General features: G+C 68.0%; 16 protein-coding genes. 11 read left to right on the forward strand and 5 right to left on the reverse strand.

Annotated features, from left to right (window positions below):
- Positions 1-26 precede the first annotated feature (26 nt).
- Entirely contained in the window at positions 27-527 is a 501-nt protein-coding gene (locus KME82_RS14450) for a copper resistance protein NlpE (protein WP_215494670.1), read from the forward strand.
- Between the two features lie 7 nt (positions 528-534).
- Positions 535-1059 carry a transcription elongation factor GreB gene (greB, locus tag KME82_RS14455; RefSeq protein ID WP_036108586.1) on the forward strand — a complete coding sequence of 175 codons (525 nt, stop codon included), beginning with the start codon at positions 535-537 and terminating at the stop codon, positions 1057-1059.
- 39 nt (positions 1060-1098) lie between these two features.
- Here the strand turns inward: greB and KME82_RS14460 are convergent, their stop codons facing one another.
- Together KME82_RS14460 and KME82_RS14465 are read right to left on the reverse strand one after the other, a co-directional pair.
- Complete coding sequence (locus KME82_RS14460; protein ID WP_215494671.1) at positions 1099-2319, reverse strand: cytochrome P450; 1221 nt, start codon at positions 2317-2319, stop codon at positions 1099-1101.
- A gap of 407 nt (positions 2320-2726) precedes the next feature.
- Positions 2727-3134 (reverse strand): hypothetical protein, encoded by a 408-nt coding sequence (locus KME82_RS14465; protein WP_215494672.1) that lies wholly within the window; start codon positions 3132-3134, stop codon positions 2727-2729.
- A 132-nt stretch (positions 3135-3266) separates the two neighbouring features.
- Here KME82_RS14465 and KME82_RS14470 point away from each other — a divergent pair, with 132 nt between their 5' ends.
- The 7 genes from KME82_RS14470 to KME82_RS14500 all read left to right on the forward strand — a co-directional run bounded on the left by KME82_RS14470 (position 3267) and on the right by KME82_RS14500 (position 8877).
- Positions 3267-4103, forward strand: a complete 837-nt coding sequence (locus KME82_RS14470; protein ID WP_215494673.1) for a helix-turn-helix domain-containing protein — start codon at positions 3267-3269, stop codon at positions 4101-4103.
- An 8-nt stretch (positions 4104-4111) separates the two neighbouring features.
- Complete coding sequence (locus KME82_RS14475; protein ID WP_215494674.1) at positions 4112-4576, forward strand: SUKH-3 domain-containing protein; 465 nt, start codon at positions 4112-4114, stop codon at positions 4574-4576.
- Positions 4577-4950: 374 nt separating this feature from the next.
- On the forward strand, positions 4951-5415 hold the full coding sequence (locus KME82_RS14480; RefSeq protein WP_430538840.1) for an FKBP-type peptidyl-prolyl cis-trans isomerase: 465 nt from the start codon (positions 4951-4953) through the stop codon (positions 5413-5415).
- A gap of 974 nt (positions 5416-6389) precedes the next feature.
- Entirely contained in the window at positions 6390-6830 is a 441-nt protein-coding gene (locus tag KME82_RS14485; protein ID WP_215494675.1) for a roadblock/LC7 domain-containing protein, read from the forward strand.
- A gap of 116 nt (positions 6831-6946) precedes the next feature.
- The gene (locus KME82_RS14490; RefSeq protein WP_056112451.1) at positions 6947-7306 is read left to right on the forward strand and encodes a roadblock/LC7 domain-containing protein; all 360 of its coding nucleotides are present in this window, start codon (positions 6947-6949) and stop codon (positions 7304-7306) included.
- A 52-nt stretch (positions 7307-7358) separates the two neighbouring features.
- On the forward strand, positions 7359-8321 hold the full coding sequence (locus KME82_RS14495; RefSeq protein ID WP_215494676.1) for a hypothetical protein: 963 nt from the start codon (positions 7359-7361) through the stop codon (positions 8319-8321).
- A gap of 28 nt (positions 8322-8349) precedes the next feature.
- Positions 8350-8877, forward strand: coding sequence for a GTP-binding protein (locus KME82_RS14500; protein ID WP_215499082.1), 528 nt, complete (start codon positions 8350-8352; stop codon positions 8875-8877).
- Between the two features lie 73 nt (positions 8878-8950).
- Here the strand turns inward: KME82_RS14500 and KME82_RS14505 are convergent, their stop codons facing one another.
- The 3 genes from KME82_RS14505 to KME82_RS14515 all read right to left on the reverse strand — a co-directional run bounded on the left by KME82_RS14505 (position 8951) and on the right by KME82_RS14515 (position 10867).
- Positions 8951-9940 carry an LLM class flavin-dependent oxidoreductase gene (locus KME82_RS14505; protein WP_215494677.1) on the reverse strand — a complete coding sequence of 330 codons (990 nt, stop codon included), beginning with the start codon at positions 9938-9940 and terminating at the stop codon, positions 8951-8953.
- 236 nt (positions 9941-10176) lie between these two features.
- A complete protein-coding gene (locus KME82_RS14510; protein ID WP_215494678.1) occupies positions 10177-10647 on the reverse strand; it encodes a hypothetical protein in 471 nt (156 codons plus the stop codon).
- Between the two features lie 67 nt (positions 10648-10714).
- Positions 10715-10867 carry a DUF4175 domain-containing protein gene (locus KME82_RS14515; protein WP_148650397.1) on the reverse strand — a complete coding sequence of 51 codons (153 nt, stop codon included), beginning with the start codon at positions 10865-10867 and terminating at the stop codon, positions 10715-10717.
- Positions 10868-11343: 476 nt separating this feature from the next.
- Between KME82_RS14515 and KME82_RS14520 the strand changes: the two genes are divergently transcribed.
- Together KME82_RS14520 and pbpC are read left to right on the forward strand one after the other, a co-directional pair.
- A complete protein-coding gene (locus KME82_RS14520) occupies positions 11344-17274 on the forward strand; it encodes an alpha-2-macroglobulin family protein (RefSeq protein ID WP_215494679.1) in 5931 nt (1976 codons plus the stop codon).
- Entirely contained in the window at positions 17271-19649 is a 2379-nt protein-coding gene (gene pbpC, locus KME82_RS14525; RefSeq protein ID WP_215494680.1) for a penicillin-binding protein 1C, read from the forward strand. The genes KME82_RS14520 and pbpC overlap by 4 nt, the downstream gene beginning before the upstream one ends.
- Positions 19650-19753: the final 104 nt, after the last annotated feature.

The raw sequence follows: 19753 nt of genomic DNA on the forward strand, positions 1-19753 counted from the left end.
TCCACTCATTGCACAGGAACCCGCACATGAATCAGAAACTGCTCGCTCTCGCCTGCCTCGCCGCGCTCGCATTGAGCGCCTGCAACAAGCCAACCGAAGCTACGTCCGCTCCTGCCGAAACCGCCAAAGCCGCTGAACCGGCCCCCGCTGTTGCCCCCGAACCGGCCCCGGTCGCCGAAGCGCCCAAGGCCGGCTTCGACGTCGCCGCCTTCGCCGGCAGCTTCAGCGGCACCCTGCCCTGCGCCGATTGCAGCGGCATCGACACCAAGATCGAATTCAAGGCCGACGGCAGCTACGCGGTCGACGAGACCTACCAGGGCAAGAAGGACGGCGCCTTCAAGGGCGACGGCACCTGGACCGCCGAGGAAGACGGCAAGCGCCTGCGCCTGGACCCGAACAGCAAGACCGATCCCGATCGCCTGTTCGAAGTGGTCTCGCACGAGGAAATCCGCCAGCTCGACACCGAAGGCAAGGCGATCGAATCGCAGGCCAACCTCAGCCTCAAGCGCGCAAGCGCGGCGCAGTAAGGCCGACATGGGTCGCTGGCGTCCTCCCGCCGAACACGGCACGGCCCTGATCACGCGGGAGGGCCATGCACGGCTCAAGCACGAACTCGACGACCTGTGGCGGATCCGCCGCCCGGAAGTCGTCAAAGCCCTGGCCGCCGCGGCGGCCGAGGGCGATCGTTCGGAAAACGCCGAATACACCTATCGCAAGAAGCAACTCGGCGAGATCGACCGGCGCGTGCGTTATCTGAGCAAGCGCCTGCCGCTGCTGCGGGTGATCGAGACCACGCCGAGCGACCCGCAGTCGGTGTTCTTCGGCGCCTGGGTCGAGGTCGAGAAAGTCGCCGACGGCGAACTGGCGCGTTACCGCATCGTCGGCCCCGATGAAACCGACGCGCGCCTGGGCCACATCAGCATCGATTCGCCGCTGGCGCGGGCGATGCTCAAGCGCCGGGTCGACGACGAATTCGAAGCGATGCTGCCCGGCGGCATGGCGCGGTTCGCGATCGTGCAGGTCGATTACAGCGGCGCGGGGCCGAACGCGCCGGGCTGATCGCAGCGAGCGGCGCGGCGGACTTGACGCATCGATCGGTCAACGCGAGCGCGACGAAATCACCCCGACGAAATCGGTCGGCACCGCGAAGCCTTCCTTGCGCATCCACGGCGAATGCACCGGGCTGAGGTCGCAGCGGAAGTCGCGGACCATCATCGCGCAGAACAACACCAGTTGGGCATGCCCGACCGAGGCGCCGACGCACGAGCGCGGGCCGAAACCGAACGGCACGTAGGCGCCCTTCGCCTCCTGCCGCCGCGACGACAGCCAGCGGTCGGGATCGAACACTTCCGGCTCGTCCCAGTACTCCTCGGAGTGATGCAGGATGTACGAGCTCAATTCGTAGATCTGGTCTTTCTTGACCGACACGCCGTCCAGCTCGATGTCGCGCTGGGCGACGCGCCGTGTCACGAACGGCGTCGTCCACAGCCGCATCGCTTCCTTGATGAAGCGCAGGGTGTGCGGCAGCTTGCGGATCGGCAAGGTATACAACTCCTCCCACTCCAGCGCGTCCATTTCCTCTTGCAGGTGTTCGCGCCATTGCGGGTACTGCGACATCGCATACACCAGACAGGCCGCCATCATGCCGGGCACGCCGGAGATCGCGATCATCTGCACCGTCACCAAGTACGTAACGCGATCCACCCCGATGCGATCCACCAACCCGAGCAAGGGTTGAGTGAAATCCTCGCGCGACTCGCCACCCGCCACGCGTTGCTTGATCTGCCGCGTGATCGCCCGCGTCGCCGCGCGGTGCAGCAGGAAATCGGGAATGCGCCGCCACAACGGCACATGCTGTTCGAGCTGGATACGAAAGCGCAGCTCCTGTTCGGCGATCAGCGTGCGCAGATCGCGGCCATCGATGCCGTCGATCGCCAGCGGAATCAGCGCGCGCGACACCGTGCGCCACATCAGCTTGGTCAGGTCGTCCTCGCGCCCGGCGTGTTCGCTCAGATACGCCTGCATGCGCTGGTGCAGCGCGCGCATCTGTGCGGGCGTGACCAGCGCGCCGCTGCGCTCGGTCAGCAGCGCGCGCACTTCGCGCCAGGTCACCGGTTCGGATTTGCGCATGCCGAGCACGTCGGCCAGCGAATCGATGACCTTGAGGTCGTCGGAATTGATCTTGTCGACCTTGTTGGCCAGGGCCGGGCTGAAAATGCCGACGACGCCTCCGGGCAAGGGAAGCACCGGGCCTTCGCGACGCACGCGCTCGAGCAGTCGCGCCGCGGGATCGTCGGTGGGATCGGGCTGGGTGGTCAAGGAGCGCCTCTATCTGAGAGGAGGGCGACCTGCGACGGCCGCCCTCCCGTTCACACCATCTGGATCAAGTCAGGCAGACGTGCGGATAGAGCACAGGATCAGAACTCCACCCACAGCGGCCACGTCTTCCACAGGCTGCTGGTTTCGTTGGGATGGATGTTCATAGCGACACGAGCAGCGCGAAGCAACCTTGCCATCTCTCATCTCCTTATCAGTACGTATCAGTACGCAACGGTGGACTGTGCGGCGCAAAACCGCACAGCACTGGCCTTATAGCACCGCGTTTCCGCTAGGGTCTACCTGTCAGAAATACGCGTGCAACCGCACATTACAGCCCGAAGAATTTGCGAGCGCATCACAGAAAACCGCCGTCGCCTATGCGTATTTTCGTGTGTTGCGCGCCCGCCTCACGCGGCCTTGAGCTGACGGCGCAGACCGAAGAACTGCAGCTCGGCGAACACCGCCACCGCCGCCGCCTGCGCCAGCACGAAGCTCAGCCCCAGCGCGTTCGGCGTGATCGCGCCTTCGACCAGCACCAGCACCGAGCCGGCGACCCAGGCGAGGTTCACCCCGATCACCGTCCACGCCAGCGCCGGCGCGATCGGCTTGCGCGTCGCCACCCAGCCCACGAACAGCATCCAGGCGAGCAACACCGCGCCGCCGCCGCGCAACCAGCCCGGATCGATCGCGAGCAAGCGCGACAACGGCGCGGTCGCGGCGAGCTGCAACAAGCCGGCGGCGCCGGACACACCGGCATCGAGCACCAATGCGCGGCGCAACAACGTGGAAGCCTGGGGCTGGAAGGTAATGGCCATGATCGTTCTCCTGTGGGTGATCGTCGTGATCGTTCGTGTTTGCCTGACGACATCACACACCCGCGCCCGCGGCCGGTCGATTACGTGCCAGGTAATGTCAACGCGCACCGCCGCTGGGCTATCGTGGCCGGCATGAACGATCAACGCCCCGTGGGCGAGCTGTTGCGCGATTGGCGCCAGCGTCGCCGCCTGACCCAACTCGATCTGGCCGATCTGGCGCAGATCTCGACCCGCCATGTCAGCTTCATCGAAACCGGCCGCTCCTTGCCGAGCCGGGCGATGCTGCTGCGCCTGGCCGATCGTCTCGACGTGCCCTTGCGCGAGCGCAATCAGCTGATGACCGCGGCCGGCCTGGCGCCGATGTATTCCGAACGCAGCCTCGATCATCCGGCCCTGCATGAAGCCTTCGCCGCGATCGAACTGGTGCTGTACGGGCACGAGCCGCACCCGGCGCTGGCGATCGACCGGCATTGGAACCTGATCGCGCACAACCGCGCGGTCGGGCCGTTGCTCGCCGGCCTGCCCGATTTCCTGCTCGCGCCGCCGGCCAACGTGTTGCGCGCGAGCCTGCACCCCGAAGGCCTGGCCACCCGCATCGTCAATCCGGGCGAGTGGCGCGCGCACATCCTGCATCGGCTGCGGCATCAGATCGACACCACCGGCGACCCGGTGCTGCAGGCGCTGTACGCCGAACTGGCCGCCTACCCCGCGCCCGAGGGCTACGACGAAACCGAACTGCCGTCGTCGGTGCAGGTCGCCTTGCCGTTCCGGCTGCGCACCGAACTGGGCGAGCTGTCGTTCATCAGCACCACCACCGTGTTCGGCACGCCGATGGACGTGACCTTGTCGGAGCTGGCGATCGAATCGTTCTTCCCCGCCGACGCCGCCACCGCGCAGGCGATGCGCGCGTTCGGCGCCAGCCTGGCGCCGCACGATCCGGCGCAAGGCCGCATGCGCGACGGGCATTGAGCGTGGGCATGCCGTGGACGTTCGATGCCGAAACCCGCGCCGTGTTGCAACGGCACGGCTGGCGCGGCGAACGCAGCGTCGCGACCGACGCGATCCAGCGCGCCTGGCAGGACGACGGCTACGACGTGTTCGCCGGCGGCCTGCGTTTCGCGCGCAGTTTCGCCGGGCTGCGCCTGCGCCATCCGTCGTGGTCCGGCGCTGATGGCGATGAATCCGTCTTCGATCCGATCCTCGCGAGCGCGCGTTTCGACCGCGCCTGGGCAAGCGAGCGCTACCAACCGGCGGCGAAGCAGCGCCTGCTGCCGATCGGCCAGGGCTACAGCGCGCATCTGACCTATCTGATCGGCGACGACGGCGCGATCTTCGGCGGCTACGACGACAGCCTGCGCCGTTTCGGCGACAGCGTCGAAGATGCGCTCGGCAATATTCTTCTGCGGCGCAATCAGCGCATCGTCGCGATCGCACTGGATTAAGCATGGTCTGGCGCGGCGACGATCGTTCGCGGCGTCGCTGGACGCACGCGAGGCAGGACATCGCGCCGCCGTGGGCGAGCGCGCATCGCGCGATTGCTTCGCGGGCAATCGCTCGACGCGCATCCGATTGGCTCGATCACGGCGAACGACAGCCGTCGTCCGCTTCTCCGGCCCCTAGGCAGCAAACCCTCATCCGCGCCTAGAGCGCGACCACCGAAGCGCTTGTCGAGACCGCGCCGCGCGCTTAACGGCTAAGCTGTAAACCCGTCATCGCCAAACCGAGGCCGCGCGTGTCCTTCGTTCCTGATCTGTCTGTCGATGCAAACCTGCCGGCCCGCCGTGTGCGCTCGGCGCTGCGACGCGGCGTCGCGGCCTTGCCGCTGGCCTTGGCGCTGGCCGCCGCGACCGTGAGCCTGAGCGCCTGCAAGCGCCCGGCCGCGCAGGAAGAACCCGCCGCCGCACCGAAGGTGTTCAGCGGCCGCATCGCCCAGTTCCAGACCATCGACGAACGCCCGGGCACCGGCGCGGTCGCGCAGTCGGGCCAGGACGTGATCGTGCAGTACACCGGCTGGTTCTACGACGAAAAGGCCGCGGACAAGCGCGGCAGCAAGTTCGACAGCTCCTACGATCACGGCAAGCCTTTCAGCTTCCTGCTCGGCGCCGGCCGGGTGATCCGCGGCTGGGACGACGGCGTGGCCGGCATGCGGGTCGGCGGCAAGCGCGTGCTGATGGTGCCCTCGGACATGGCCTACGGCCGCGACGGCGCCGGCGGCGGCGTGATCCCGCCCGATGCCTCGCTGGTGTTCGAGGTCGAATTGCTGGGCGTGCAGGCGCACTGAGTCGGCGCGCGGGCTACCCGCCCGCCTGCAAATCAAGCCGCCCAGTTGCAAGGTTCGCGACTGTAGGAGCGGCGTAAGCCACGACCGCGAAACTTCCTCTGCATCGATACCAGCGCCGAAGGCGTGGTGCCGCGGTCGCGGCTCGCGCCGCTCCTACAGAGGGCGGCCGCTGAATCAAAGCGATCGGGCCGCAACGTTCGCGACTGTAGGAGCGGCGCAAGCCGCGACCGCGAAACTTCATTTGCATCGATACCTGCGCCGAAGGCGTGGTGCCGCGGTCGCGGCTCGCGCCGCTCCTACAGTGGGCGGCCGCTAAATCAGGGCGATCGGGCTGCAACGTTCGCGACTGTAGGAGCGGCGCAAGCCGCGACCGCGAAACTTCATTTGCATCGATACCGGCGCCGAAGGCGTGGTGCCGCGGTCGCGGCTCGCGCCGCTCCTACAGGGAGCGGCCCTAGATCAAGGCGATCGCGCTGCAACGTTCGCGACTGTAGGAGCGGCGCAAGCCGCGACTGCGAAACCTCGTCTGCATCGATACCTCCGCCGAAGGCGTAGTGCCGCGGTCGCGGCTCGCGCCGCTCCTACAGGGGGCGGCCGCTAAATCAAGGCGATCGGGCTGCAACGTTCGCGACTGTAGGAGCGGCGCAAGGCGCGACCGCGAAACTTCCTCTGCATCGATACCTGCGCCGAAGGCGTGGTGCCGCGGTCGCGGCTCGCGCCGCCCCTCCAGGGGCCACTCCGACATACGCCGCCGCGGTCGCGGCTCGACCAGCCCCCCGCACGACCACCACTTTGCCCATTCGGTCGTCACCGAATCCAAAGGCACCCAACGGCTGCAAGAACTGACAGGGCAGCAGTAGTTCCTGCCCGCCACTTGCCCTACAATGTGACGCAATGCATATTTTTTTGTGATTTATTACACTAATTAGTCACAGCACAATCTGCGTCAAGTGTGCTCAGGGGATTGCAAACACATGCAGCAAACCACGGTGGAGTTGTTGTTGGGGCGACTGGAATCGTCCCACCGTACCGAGAACTCGCTCGGCGTACTGCTGACCGAGGAACTCGCTCGCTGCAAGCAGCGGCTGCCGGACCTGCGCACGATCTGCGTGTCCACCGCCGACGGTCGGCCGCTGGCCGAACTCGAGTCCGGCGAGGCCGACGCGCGCCGGATCGCGGCGATGGCCAATTCCTTCCTGACCCTCGGCGAGACCCTGGCCAGGGAGCTCAAGCTCAGCGGCGCCGACTACGCGACGGTATGCACCTCGCGCGGCAACATCGTGCTGTTCCGCATCGACGCGCCCAAGCCGCTGACCCTGCTGGCGATGGCCGGCGCCGACACCAACCTGGCCTTGCTGCTGGTCGCCACCCGCGACTGCGCCGGCCGCATCGGCGCCCTGCTCGCGCGCCGCTAAGCCCGCCTCCGTCCTCGTGCGCGCATTCGCGCGCGCACGGCGAATGCGCGCGCCATTCACCACCCGCTACACGCCCGACCCATCGCACTTCCCATCGAACCGCAACGGAGCCGCACATGTCGAAACTGCAACTGGACGAACTCAACAACCTGGCCGGCTTCGTCGGCGCCGCGCTGGTCGACAGCGACAGCGGCATGGCCCTGGCCACCTCCGGCGGCGGCAACGTCGACCTGGAAGTCGCCGCGGCCGGCAACTCCGAAGTGGTGCGCGCCAAGCGTCGCGTCGCCGAGCAGCTCGGCCTCAACGACACCATCGAAGACGTGCTGATCAGCCTGAGCAAGCAGTACCACCTGATCCGTCCGCTCGAAAGCAACCCGACCCTGTTCCTGTACGTGGTGCTGGACCGCGCGCGCGCCAACCTGGCGATGGCCCGTCACGAACTCAAGTCGTTCGAAAAGACCCTCGACTTCAAGTGAGGGCCGCGCGGCCGCGCGCCCTGACCGCCACCGGTTGATGCGAGACACGCGCATGCCCTTGCCCAAACGCTACCTCGTCGTCAGCGCCGATCTGGACAAATCGCGGCATGCGCGTGTGCATGCCGCGTGCGTCGGGCTGCGCGAGCAAGGCATCGAGATCGACCTGCAGGCGTGGAGCGATCGCCCCGCGCACCTGCTGATCACCGGCACCGAAACCAGCCTGAGCCGCAATGCGGTCGAGCAGGCGATGCGCCGCGGCATTCCGGTGCTGCGCATCGGTCGCCTGCCGTGGGATCCCGATTCGGTGCATTCGGTCGATATCAATATCGAGGCCGGCGAACTCGGCCGCAGTCTGCGCGAACGCCTGCGCCACGGCCGCGACGAATCCGAAGCCGACGATGCGACCGTCGCCGGCGCGTTGCCGTTCGTGCAGCATCTGTTGAACGCGCCCAAGGGGCTGTATTTGTTCGAATCGGGTCTGTTCCGCCTGGTCGCCGACCTGGGCGCTTCGCGCATGCACATGATCCGGCGCATGCCCTACCCGGCGCTGGTCGCCGAAGCGATGAGCCCTAACTGGTTCATCACCGCGATCACGCAAAAGCAGTACGTCGAGAAATACCAGCAGGACGTGACCCAGAGCTATTCGCTGGAATCGTTGCTGTGGGACATCGCCATCGGCCACGATGCGCCGCTGGCGCAGGTCGATCCGCTGCGCCCGCTGCAACTGCGCGGCTGGCCGCTGATGCCCTCGACCGCGTTGCCGACGCAATGGCTGTTGCCGCTGGGGTGTCTGTTGCGCAGCGCGTGGTCGGTGCCGGCGCTGGCCGAGGCCACCGCCACGCCGAGCGCCGAATTGAAGCGGCTGTTCGCGGTCGCCCTGGCCACCGGACTGGCCGAAGCCGCGCCCGCCGCGATGCCCGCGCATCGTCAGGGCGGATCGTCCGAACTGGGTTTGATCCGCCGCCTCGCGCGCCGGTTCGGCCTGAATTTCCTGGGAGCCGGCAGTGGCCAGTGACGTGATCAAACTCGCCTTCGTCGGCGGCATGGGCGCCGGCAAGACCACCGCGATCCGGGCGATCTCCGACGTCGAACCGGTCAGCACCGAAATGCCGATCAGCCATGCGCTGATGGGCGAGAAGACCCACACCACGGTGGCGCTGGACTACAGCACCATCGAGCTGGACGGCGGCGAACTGCTGCACGTGTACGGCGTGCCGGGCCAGCGCTACCTCAACTTCATGTGGCCGTTGGTGTGCGACGGCGCGGTCGGCATCATCGTGCTGGTCGCGGCCGATGCCGGCGACATGGTCGCGCAGACCGACATGCTGCTGGTCGAATTCGCCAAGATCGCGCCGCAGGCGTCGTTCGCGGTCGGGGTCACCCATACCGACGTGAGCAACGATTTCGGCCTGCTGCATTTCCGCGACGCGCTGACCCAACTCGGCCACAAGCTGCCGGTGGTGCGGCTGGACGCGCGCGACGGGTCGCAGGTGGAGGCCTTGATCCGGATCCTGCTGTCGTACCGCTACGCCGAGTCGGTGGTGAACCAGCGCGCGTCGACGTCGGCCTGAGCCGACGCCGACGTCAAAACAACGAAGGAGCGAGGCTCGCCGCGGCGAGCCCTGCGCCGTTGCGCGGTAACGACTAGGCGATCGCCTGCAACGCCTGCGCCGCGAGTTCGAACGAGCGCAGCCGCGCACCGTGCTCGAACACGTTCGCGGTGATCATCAGTTCGTCCGGCCGATGCCGCTCGATGAAGGCGGCGATGCCTTCGCGCACTTCGACCGCATCGCCGACCACCGCGCAGGCCAGCGCCTGGGCCACGCCGGCTTTTTCGATCGGGGTCCAGAAGGTCTCGATGTCGTCGATCGGCGGCGGGATCAAGCCGGGTCGGCCTCGGCGCAGATTGACGAAGGACTGCTGCTGGGTGGTGAACAGACGCCTGGCCTGCGCGCTGTCGTCGGCGGCGACCACGTTCAAGGCCAGCATCGCGTGCGGCCGCTGCAGGCGCGCGGAAGGTTTGAAATCGCGCCGGTACAAGGTCAGCGCTTCGTCCATCGCGTCGGGCGCGAAATGCGAGGCGAACGCGAACGGCAGGCCCATCGCCGCGGACAGGCGCGCACTGAACAGACTCGATCCGAGCAACCACACCGGTACTTCCAGGCCGCCGCCGGGCACGGCCTGCACGGTCTGGCCCGGCTGCACCGGGCCGAAGTAATGCAGCAGTTCGGCGACGTCCTGCGGAAAGCTGTCGGCGCCGTCGTAGTAGCGACGCAGCGCGCGCGCCGTGGCCTGATCGGTGCCGGGCGCGCGGCCCAGGCCCAGATCGATCCGGTCCGGGTACAGCGACGCCAGGGTGCCGAACTGCTCGGCGACCTGCAGCGGCGCGTGATTGGGCAGCATGATCCCGCCCGCGCCGACCCGGATGGTCGAGGTGCCGCCGGCGATATGGCCGATCAGCACCGCGGTCGCGGCGCTGGCGATGCCCGGCATGTTGTGGTGTTCGGCCAGCCAGTAGCGGTTGTAGCCCAGCGCTTCGGCGTGACGGGCCAGGTCCAGGCTGTTGGCGAAGGCCTGACGGGCGTCGCTGCCCTGGGTGACGGGGGCGAGGTCGAGCACGGAATACGGCAGCATGCGGGGGTGTTCCGGAAAGAGTGCTTACGATCTGGGGGCCGTGGCGGACGATTCCAGCCGCGTATTCGGTCCGGATCGGCGTTTCTGTGTTGCCTTGGTGGCCCTTATCTAGGGATGCGGCTTTGGCGCGCCCTCACCCCAACCCCTCTCCGCTCTGCACTTCCTTCGGTCGCCGCGCGCGGGAGAGGGCCTGCGATCGTGCGTCGATGCTTGCGCGACGGCGGCCGCCGCGGACTTCAGAACAGGTCGAAACTCAAGCCCTCGCGCTCGTTGTCCCAGATCGTGCAGAACACCCACCAGCGCCCGTGCTCATGACACAGCTGGATGCTGTTGGCGCCGCGCTTGAGCAGCACCGCCGAATCGGCGCTCGGGCGTGCGTCGTACTTGCTCCACACATGCGCGATCTGGCCGAAGCGTTCGATCCGCTGGTCGGTCTCGACCTCAAAGAAGGCCTGGGTGGCGAAGAACGCCTCGACGTCGGCGATGTAGCCTTCCACGTCGAACACCACCGCGCGGGTCGAGCCGTCGGCCTCGACCACAGTGCGCAGGCTCAGGCCGCGCGGGTGATACAGATAGCGGAACCGCGCCCAGTCGCGCGGCGCCCCGGCCGGGCCGGAAATGCAGTCGTAGATCGCGCGGACCAGGCGACCGATGTCCTGGGTGTCGGCGACCCATTGCGCGGGCACGGCTTGATGCGAGTCGTTCATGACGCGGCACACTCCTCGGTGATGGTCGAAACCCGGACCTACGGCCAAGCGAACGCCCTGCCCGACCTCAGCCCGGCATCGGCCAGCCCGCCAGCGGCGCGATCAGCCAGTACAAGCCGCCGATCACCAGCAGCCACATCGCGCCCTTCAACAGCAGGCCGACCAGTTTGAACGCCAGGTACAACCCGGCGACGACCACGAGGATGGCGACGATGTCCATGCAGGCTCCAGCAACAAAACGGCCCCGAGCTTAGAACGTGCGGCGGTGGCCGACCAAGTGCCGCAGGCACGGGGTGCCGTCGCGGAGCCGGAGCCGGAGGCAAGGCGTTGCGCCGACGACAGTCATGCACCTGCCAGCTTTGTCAGGTCGCGGCGCGAAAACGCGCGACTTGCTGTCACTATCGCGCCATGGCTCGGACCAGAGCGGCCCCGCCACCGGGTCGGTCAGCGCGTTCGAAGCCCGGTCTTCGACCCGCCACCACCCGCCGCCGATACCCAGCAATAAAAAAATCTCGACAAGCCGACGAACGGCAGGAACAATTTCCTAACATTTGGGTCTACCGCATCGATCGATACGCGTATGTGCCGCAAAGCACACCCCGCGCGATCGAAACGTAGTCGAAACTCTTGGGGACCGGCCGGGCAGGATCGCCCGGCCCGGCACTAGCCACCGCACCACGGATCGGAATCTCCGCAATGCAAACCTCTGCCCCGCCCCCGCAACCGGCTCCCGCCGCGGAGGCCGGCGACGCCGGCCGTCCGAAACCGTGGACGCGCGCGCGCCGCGCCGTGCTCGGCGACATCGCCTGGTCGCCGCCGTCCTGGCTCGCCGCGCTGCTCGCGCGTATCCGGCAAAAACCCGGCCTCTACCTCGGCAGCCTGCTCGGGCTGATCGTGGTCGGCTCGTTGAGCTACTGGCTGATCACCCGGCCCAAACCGGTCATCCCCGGCGCGCTCGCGGTCGAACTGCACAGCCCCGAGCTCACCGACTACGACCGCACCCCGCCCAAGGTCGACAGCCTGCGGCTGAGCTTTTCCGACTCGGCTGCGCCGATCAAGCAGGTCGGTTCCGCGCCGGTCGGCGTCGCGCTGAGCCCGGAACTCAAGGGCGCGTGGACCTGGGAAGACGACAAGACCCTGGTGTTCACCCCGTCGGAAGACTGGCCGGTCAAGACCCAGTATTCGGTCGAACTCGATCCCAAGCAGACCGTCGCGCCCAAGGTGGTGCTGCAGGAGCATGCGTTCGAATTCGAGACCGCGCCGTTCAAGGCCGAGATCGCCAACAGCGAGTTCTATCAGGACCCGCAGGACCCGGCGCTCAAGAAAGCCGTGTTCGAACTCAAGTTCTCGCACCCGGTCGATGAAACCGAACTGCAGCGGCGCATCGCGCTGAAGCTGGCCGACGGCGCGTCGACCGCGCTGGCCGCGCCCAAGTACACCGTCACCTACGACGAACGCCGGCTCAAGGCCTGGGTGCATTCCGAACCGCTGACCCTGCCCGAGAACGGCGGCACCGTCGTGCTCGACCTCGCCGCCGGCGTGCCCGCCAAGCGCGGCGGCACCGGCAGCGCGGACAAGCTCAGCGCCAGCGTGCGCCTGCCCTCGCTGTACAGCGTCAACGTCAGCGACGTGACCGCGACCCTGGTCGAGAACGAGCGCTTCGAACCCGAGCAAGTGCTGGCGCTGACCTTCAACAACGCCATGCGCGACACCGACGTGGCCGGCGCCGTGCATGCCTGGCTGCTGCCGACCAAGGACCCGCGCCGTCCGGCCGCGCAGCAAAGCGGCAACTACAGCTGGTCGCAGAGCGATGTCGACGAAGCCGTGCTCAAGGCCGCCACCGTGCTGCCGCTGAGCGCGATGCCGACCGAACGCGAATACATCGAAAGCCACAGCTTCAAGTTCCAGGCCCCGCCGGGCCGGCGCATCTACCTGCGCGTCAACAAGGGCCTCAAGGCCTTCGGCGGTTTCATGCTCGGCGCCAACTACGCCACCGTGCAGACCGTGCCCGAGTACCCCAAGCTGCTGCGTTTTGTCGGCGACGGCGCGCTGCTGTCGCTGCGCGGCGAACGCCGGATCAGCGTGGTCTCGCGCAACGTGCCGGCCGCGCGCCTGGAGATTGCGCGCGTCCTGCCGGATCAGATCCAGCACCTGGTGTTCAACAACAACGGCAGCTACGACAAGCCGACCTTCTACAACCTCAGCGCCGACAGTCTGGTCGAACGCGAGGAAAAACGCCTGGTGCTGCCGGCCGAGAATCCGGCCAAGGCCCATTACGAAGGCGTCGACCTGGGCCAGTACCTCAAGCCCAGCCGCCGCGGCGTGTTCCTGCTGAGCCTGCGCACGATGAGCGATGAAGATCGCAAGCGCAGCGCCACCGAAACCCTGGCCGACGACGCCGGCAGCGAGGAAGACACCCGCCTGATCGTGCTGACCGACCTGGGCATCGTGGTCAAGCAGGCGATGGACGGACGCCGCGACGTGTTCGTGCAGTCGCTCGCGAACGGCACACCCGTGGCCGGCGCGCGTGTGCGCGCGGTGGCCCGCAACGGCGAGACCCTGATCGAAACCGACACCGACGCCAGCGGCCGCGCGCAGCTGCCCTCGCTGACCGGTTTCAAGCGCGAAAAACAACCGGCGATGCTGACCGTCAGCCAGGGCGAGGACTATTCGTTCCTGCCGATCGACGACCAACAGCGCAAGCTCGACTACTCGCGCTTCGACATCGGCGGCGAACCCAACGATCTGGAAGCCGGCGCGCTCAACGCCTTCCTGTTCTCCGATCGCGGCCTGTACCGGCCGGGCGACACCATCAACATCGGCATGATCGTGCGCGCCGCCGACTGGAAGCGTCCGCTGACCGGCCTGCCGCTGGAATGGGAGTTCACCGATCCGCGCGGCAACGTGGCCAAGCGCGAGAAGCTCAAGCTCAGCGAACAAGGCTTCGAAAGCGCGAGCTTCGCGCCCAGCGACAGCGCGCCCAGCGGCACCTGGCAGATCCAGTTGTTCCTGCTCGGCCGCGACGACCAGCGCACCACGATCGGCTCGACCTCCGTGCAGGTCCGCGAGTTCGCGCCCGACACGATGAAGGTCAGCGCGAAGCTGTCGTCGGACAACCCCAACGGCTGGATCAAGCCCGAGCAGTTGTCGGCGACGGTCGACGCCGAGAACCTGTTCGGCACGCCGGCGCAGCAGCGCCGGGTCGAAGGCACGATGGTGCTGCGTCCGTACTTCCCGAGCTTCGCCCAGCACCCGGGGTATCAGTTCTTCGATCCGCAGCGGGCCAAGGAAGGTTACGACGAAGCGCTCAGCGACCAGACCACCAACGCCGACGGCAAGGCCGAGTTCAAGCTCGACCTGACCAAGTACGAGCGCGCGACCTACCAGCTGAGCTTCCTGGCGCGCGCGTTCGAACCCGGCAGCGGCCGCAGCGTCGCCGCGCAGACCACCGCGCTGGTGTCGAACAACGACTTCCTGGTCGGCATCAAGCCCATCGACGATCTCAACTACGTCAAGCGCGGCGCCAAGCGCGCCCTGCAGTTGCTCAGCATCGGCCAGGACGGCAAGCCCAAGGCGATCGACGGCCTGCATGCGGTGGTGGTCGAAAAGCGTTATGTCTCGGTGCTGACCAAGCAGGATTCGGGCCTGTACCGCTACGTCTCGCACGAACGCCGCTACGACCTGCGCGATCAGCCGGTCGCGATGGCCGGCGGCCGCCAGACCGTCACGCTGCCGACCGACCAGCCCGGCGACTTCCTGCTCGAAGTGCGCGGCAGCGACGGCAAGGTGCTCAACCAGATCGGCTACCGCATCGCCGGCGCGGCCAACCTGAGCCGTTCGCTGGAACGCAACGCCGAACTCAGCCTCACCCTGTCCAAGCCGAGCTACAAGCCCGGCGAGACCATCGAGATCAGCATCCGCGCGCCGTATGCCGGCAGCGGTTTGATCACCCTGGAACGCGACAAGGTCTACGCCCACGCCTGGTTCCGCGCCGACAGCAGCGCCAGCGTGCAGAAGATCACGGTGCCGGCGGATTTCGAAGGCAACGGCTACATCAACGTGCAGTTCCTGCGCGATCCGAACTCCGACGAGATCTACATGAGCCCGCTGTCGTACGGCGTGGCGCCGTTCGCGGTCGATCGCAGCGCGCGCACCCAGCCGCTGACACTGGATTTGCCCAAGGTGACCAAACCCGGCACGCCGATGACCGCCGATGTCACCACCGACGGCAAGGCGCGCGTGGTCCTGTTCGCGGTCGACGAAGGCATCCTGCAGGTCGCGCGTTACCGCGTCGGCGAACCGCTGGATCATTTCTTCCGCAAGAAGGCACTGCAGGTCGACACCGCGCAGATCCTCGACCTGCTGCTGCCCGAGTTCAGCCGCATCGCCGCCTCGGCCGCGCCCGGCGGCGACGGCGAAGGCGGCATGTCCAAGCACCTCAATCCGTTCAAGCGCAAGTCGGAAAAACCGGCGGTGTGGTGGTCGGGCATCGTCGATGTCGACGGCGCGCACCAGTTCAAGTTCACCCTGCCCGATCACTTCAACGGCAAGGTCCGCGTGGTCGCGGTGGCGGTCACGCCCGAACGCATCGGCGTGATCCAGCGCGATGCGATCGTGCGCGGCGATTTCGTGCTGACGCCGACCGTGCCGACCCATGTCGCGCCCGGCGACGAGTTCGACCTGCCGGTCGGCGTGGCCAACACCATCGAAGGCGCCAAGAGCGCGGCGCAAGTCGCGGTGAGCCTGCAACTGCCGCCGTCGCTGACCCTGGTCGGCGCGGCGCCGGCCGCGGTCTCGATCGCGCCGCGCAGCGAAACCACGGTGCGGTTCCGGGTGCGCGCCGGCAATGCGCTGGGCGCGCTGCCGATCGGCATCCAGGCCGCGTCGGGCAGCGCGTACAAGGCGCAGCGACGGATCGAACTGTCGTTGCGACCGGCGCTGGTCGCACGCCAGGACCTGATCGCCGGCCGCGCCGACAAGCGCACGGTCATCCAGCCGCTGCGTTCGATGTACGACCAGCACGCCACGCGCCAGGTCTCGGCCTCGGTGTCGCCGCTGGTGGCGCTGGACGGGCTGACCGCTTACCTGGGCGATTACCCGCACCAGTGCAGCGAGCAGTTGCTCAGCGGCGCGTTCCCGGCGCTGGTGCTGCAATCGCATCCCGAGTTGGGCAAGGTGATCGGCCCGGGCGCGGGCAATCCCAAGCTCGGCATCATCGACGTGCTGCGCTCGCGCCAGAACAGCGAAGGCGGCATCGGCCTGTGGACGGCGACGCCGGACGCCGACGATTTCGTCACCGGTTACGCGGCGCTGTACCTGCTCGAAGCGCGCGACCGCGGCCAGGCGGTGCCCGACGACCTGCTGCGTTCGCTCAACAGCTATCTGGAACAGATGGCCGCCGACCGTTCCGGCAACGATCTGGCCTCGCTGCGCAGCCGCGCCCTGGCCGTGTACCTGCTGGTCCGCCAGGGCCGCACCGCGAGCAACCTGCTCAGCGGCGTGCATGAGCAGATCAAGCGCGACCAGCCCACGACCTGGGAAAACGACGTGGCCGGTCTGCTGATCGCGTCGAGCTACCAGTTGTTGCAGCAGGACAAGGCCGCGCGGCCGCTCGCCAACAAGGCGTTGATCCGCGCCAACCGCAACGCGCCGGCCGCGGCCAGTGCGTACGCGGATTACTACGACAACGGCATCGACCAGGCCTGGACGGTGTACCTGCTCAATCGCCACTTCGCCGCGCTGGCCAAGGACCAGCTCAAGCCGGCGGCGCTGGAACGCCTGCTCGATCCGCTGCGCAACAACAGCTACAACACCTTGTCCTCGGCGCTGACCGTGCTGGCGATGGATGCCTATGCCGGCGCGCAGCCGCAGCAACCGCTGCCGGTGCTGGAAGCGGCCGGCAAGGACGGCAAGTCGCGGCGCATCGGGGCCGCCCAGGGTTCGATCGCGCGCGGCGGTTTCGCCGGCGGCGATCTGCGCCTGTGGGTCGCACCGGGCGGCCCGGCGCCGGCCTGGTACCTGGTCAATCAGAGCGGCTTCGATCGCGCCCTGCCCAAGGCCGTGCAGGACAAGGGTCTGGAAGTGATCCGCGATTACCTCGACGACGCCGGCAAGCCGATCGCCGCGCTCAAGCAGGGCCAGGAAGTCACCGTGCGTTTGCGGGTGCGTGCGTTGGGCGCGCAGGCGCGCGGCAACATCGCGGTCGTCGACCTGCTGCCGGGCGGTTTCGAACCGGTTATGCAGTACGCCGCCGCGCCGACCGCCAGCGATGCCGGCAGCAGCGATTCGGAACAGGAAGGCTGCGAGGAAGACTGCGGCGACAGCGAAGGCGGCGATGAAGACGGCCAGCCCTCACGCGACGGCGCGGACCCGAACGCCGCGCCGCAGCAGACCCTCGCCCTGCCCGGTTCGACCTTCACGCCCGAGCACGTCGAGCAGCGCGAAGACCGCATCGTCCTGTACGGCGATGTCGGCAGCGCGGTCACCGAGTTCAAGTACAAGGTGCGCGCCAACAACAGCGGCAAGTTCGTGGTGCCGCCGGTGTACGCCGAATCGATGTACGAGCGCTCGGTGTACGCGCAGGGCGGCCCGGCCGGTGAGTTGCAGGTGGCCGTGCCGACGCCATGACCGTGCGCGCAATCCTGCGCCGCGGCCTGCGGCGATGGCGGTGGTGGCTGCTGAGCCTCACCGTCCTCGCCGCGGTGCTGATCGGCGTGCGGTGGTGGCCCCACCCGTCGTTGTCCGAATCGATCCCGCTGTCCACCGTCGTGCGCGATCGCGAGGGCCGGCTGCTGCGGCTGACCCTCGCCAGCGACCAGCGTTACCGCCTGTGGGTGCCGCTCAAGGACATCTCGCCGCAACTGGTCGAAGCGGTGATGCTGCAGGAAGACGCCTGGTTCCGTTGGCATCCGGGCTTCAACCCGATCAGCCTGGTGCGCGGCGCGTGGTCGACCTACGGCAGCGGCGAGGCGCGGATCGGGGGCTCGACCCTGACCATGCAGCTCGCGCGTCTGCGCTGGCGCCTGCAGACCCGCGACGTGCGCGGCAAGCTGGTGCAGATCGCGCGCGCGCTGCAACTGGAGCTGTTCTATTCGAAAGACGAGATCCTCGAGGCTTATCTCAACTTCGCTCCCTACGGCGGCAACATCGAAGGCGTCGGCGCGGCCAGCCTGATCTATTACCGCAAACCACCCGATCGCCTGACCCTTCCCGAATCGCTTGCCTTGGCGGTGTTGCCGCAAGCGCCCTCGCGCCGCGGCAAACTCGCCGCGCGCGACGACGATGCCTTCTACATCGGCACCGGCCTGGAAGCCGCGCGCGCCCGCCTGTATGCGCGCTGGCGCGAGCGCCACCCCGAAGACCTCGCCGAGGACGCACTGCTCAATCTGCCGCTGCGCCTGCACAGCGCGCGCGAACTGCCGTTCCGCGCGCCGCATCTGGTCGACCGGGTCCTGGCCGAACGCGCCTGGCATCCGCAGGCCGGGCCGGAACTCAAGACCACCCTCGACGCGCGCCTGCAACGCTTGCTCGAAGAACGCGTGCGCAATCATCTGCAACGCGAACGCAGCCGCGGCCTGCGCAACGCCAGCGCGATCCTGATCGACACCCGCGACATGGGCGTGCGCGCGCTGGTCGGTTCGGCCGATTACTTCGACGCTTCGATCCAGGGCCAGGTCAACGGCAGCGACGCCAAGCGTTCGCCCGGTTCCACCCTCAAGCCCTTCATCTATGCCCTCGCCCTCGATCAGGGCGTGCTGCATCCGCAGACCGTGCTGCGCGACGTGCCCAGCGCGTTCGGGCCGTACACGCCGGAGAATTTCGACGGCCGCTTCATGGGCCCGGTGACCGCGACCGAAGCGCTGGTGCGCAGCCGCAACATCCCCGCGGTCAGCGTCGCCGCGCAACTCAAGCAGCCCACGTTCTACGATTTCCTGCGTCAGGCCGGGGTCAGCCGCATGGCCAGCAAGGATCACTACGGCCTGGCGCTGGTGCTCGGCGGCGGCGAAGTGACGATGGAGGAACTCGCGCGCATGTACGCGATGCTCGGCAACGACGGCCGCCTGCGCCCGCTGCGCTGGCGCGAGGACGATCCGCAGGAGGAAGGCGCGCGCCTGCTCAGCGCCGAGGCGTCCTACATCACCCGCGACATGCTGCGGCAGAATCCGCGCCCCGACGCGGGTTCGCAACCGGCCTCGCGGCCCCTGCCGGTGGCGTGGAAGACCGGCACCTCGTGGGCGTTCCGCGATGCCTGGAGCGCCGGCATCGTCGGGCCCTACGTGCTGGTCGTGTGGCTGGGCAATTTCGACGGCTCCAGCAATCCGGCGCTGATCGGGGTGGAAGCCGCCGCGCCGCTGTTCTTCGACATCGTCGACGGCCTGCAGGCCGCGCGCGTGGACGTGAGCGAACCGGTGCGGCAATGGCCGCTCAACATCAAGCGGGTCGAGGTGTGCCGCGCCAGCGGCGACCTGCCCAACGCCTGGTGCCCGCAGCGCGGCATGACCTGGTTCATCCCAGGCAAGTCGCCGATCCGCATCAGCACCGTGCATCGCGCGATCGCGCTCGACCGCGCCACCGGCCGCGTGGCCTGCGGACGCTTCGATCCGAGCACGATGCGCACCGAGGTGTTCGAATTCTGGCCGTCGGATCTGGCCCAGGTGTTCGTGCAGGCCGGCATCCCGCGACGACGGCCGCCGGCCGGCCACGACTGCGGCGGCGCGCAGGACTGGCTGGGCTCGGCGCCGAGCATCACCTCGCCCTACCGCGCCACCCGTTACACGATGCGGCTGTCGCATCCCGACCAGGTCAACCTGAGCCTGGCCGCGACCGTCGACGCCGACGTGTCGAAGGTGTTCTGGTTCGTCGGCACCACCTTCATCGGCAGCGCCGATGCGGGCAAGGCGCTGGCGTGGACGCCGGACCGCACCGGCCAGTTCCGTCTGTCGGTGGTCGACGACCATGGCCGCAGCGACGAACGCGAGATCGAGGTGGCGGTGGTGCAGTGACGCGCGCCGGTCGCTGAACCGCCGGCCACGGCGAGGCGCCGAAAGCCGGGGATCGGCGACCCGGGCGCTTAAGATCGAGACCGGTCACCTTCGCGAGACTTCCG

The sequence above is a fragment of the Lysobacter capsici genome, assembly GCF_018732085.1.
Taxonomy (GTDB): Bacteria; Pseudomonadota; Gammaproteobacteria; order Xanthomonadales; family Xanthomonadaceae; genus Lysobacter; species Lysobacter capsici_A.

Bases quoted from the DNA above. Each gene is read 5' to 3' on its own strand.
- KME82_RS14450 (WP_215494670.1), top strand. From the start codon at position 27: ATGAATCAGAAACTGCTCGCTCTCGCCTGCCTCGCCGCGCTCGCATTG.
- greB (WP_036108586.1), top strand. From the start codon at position 535: ATGGGTCGCTGGCGTCCTCCCGCCGAACACGGCACGGCCCTGATCACG.
- KME82_RS14465 (WP_215494672.1), bottom strand. From the start codon at position 3,134: ATGGCCATTACCTTCCAGCCCCAGGCTTCCACGTTGTTGCGCCGCGCA.
- KME82_RS14470 (WP_215494673.1), top strand. From the start codon at position 3,267: ATGAACGATCAACGCCCCGTGGGCGAGCTGTTGCGCGATTGGCGCCAG.
- KME82_RS14475 (WP_215494674.1), top strand. From the start codon at position 4,112: ATGCCGTGGACGTTCGATGCCGAAACCCGCGCCGTGTTGCAACGGCAC.
- KME82_RS14485 (WP_215494675.1), top strand. From the start codon at position 6,390: ATGCAGCAAACCACGGTGGAGTTGTTGTTGGGGCGACTGGAATCGTCC.
- KME82_RS14490 (WP_056112451.1), top strand. From the start codon at position 6,947: ATGTCGAAACTGCAACTGGACGAACTCAACAACCTGGCCGGCTTCGTC.
- KME82_RS14495 (WP_215494676.1), top strand. From the start codon at position 7,359: ATGCCCTTGCCCAAACGCTACCTCGTCGTCAGCGCCGATCTGGACAAA.
- KME82_RS14500 (WP_215499082.1), top strand. From the start codon at position 8,350: ATGGGCGCCGGCAAGACCACCGCGATCCGGGCGATCTCCGACGTCGAA.
- KME82_RS14505 (WP_215494677.1), bottom strand. From the start codon at position 9,940: ATGCTGCCGTATTCCGTGCTCGACCTCGCCCCCGTCACCCAGGGCAGC.
- KME82_RS14510 (WP_215494678.1), bottom strand. From the start codon at position 10,647: ATGAACGACTCGCATCAAGCCGTGCCCGCGCAATGGGTCGCCGACACC.
- KME82_RS14515 (WP_148650397.1), bottom strand. From the start codon at position 10,867: ATGGACATCGTCGCCATCCTCGTGGTCGTCGCCGGGTTGTACCTGGCG.
- KME82_RS14520 (WP_215494679.1), top strand. From the start codon at position 11,344: ATGCAAACCTCTGCCCCGCCCCCGCAACCGGCTCCCGCCGCGGAGGCC.
- pbpC (WP_215494680.1), top strand. From the start codon at position 17,271: ATGACCGTGCGCGCAATCCTGCGCCGCGGCCTGCGGCGATGGCGGTGG.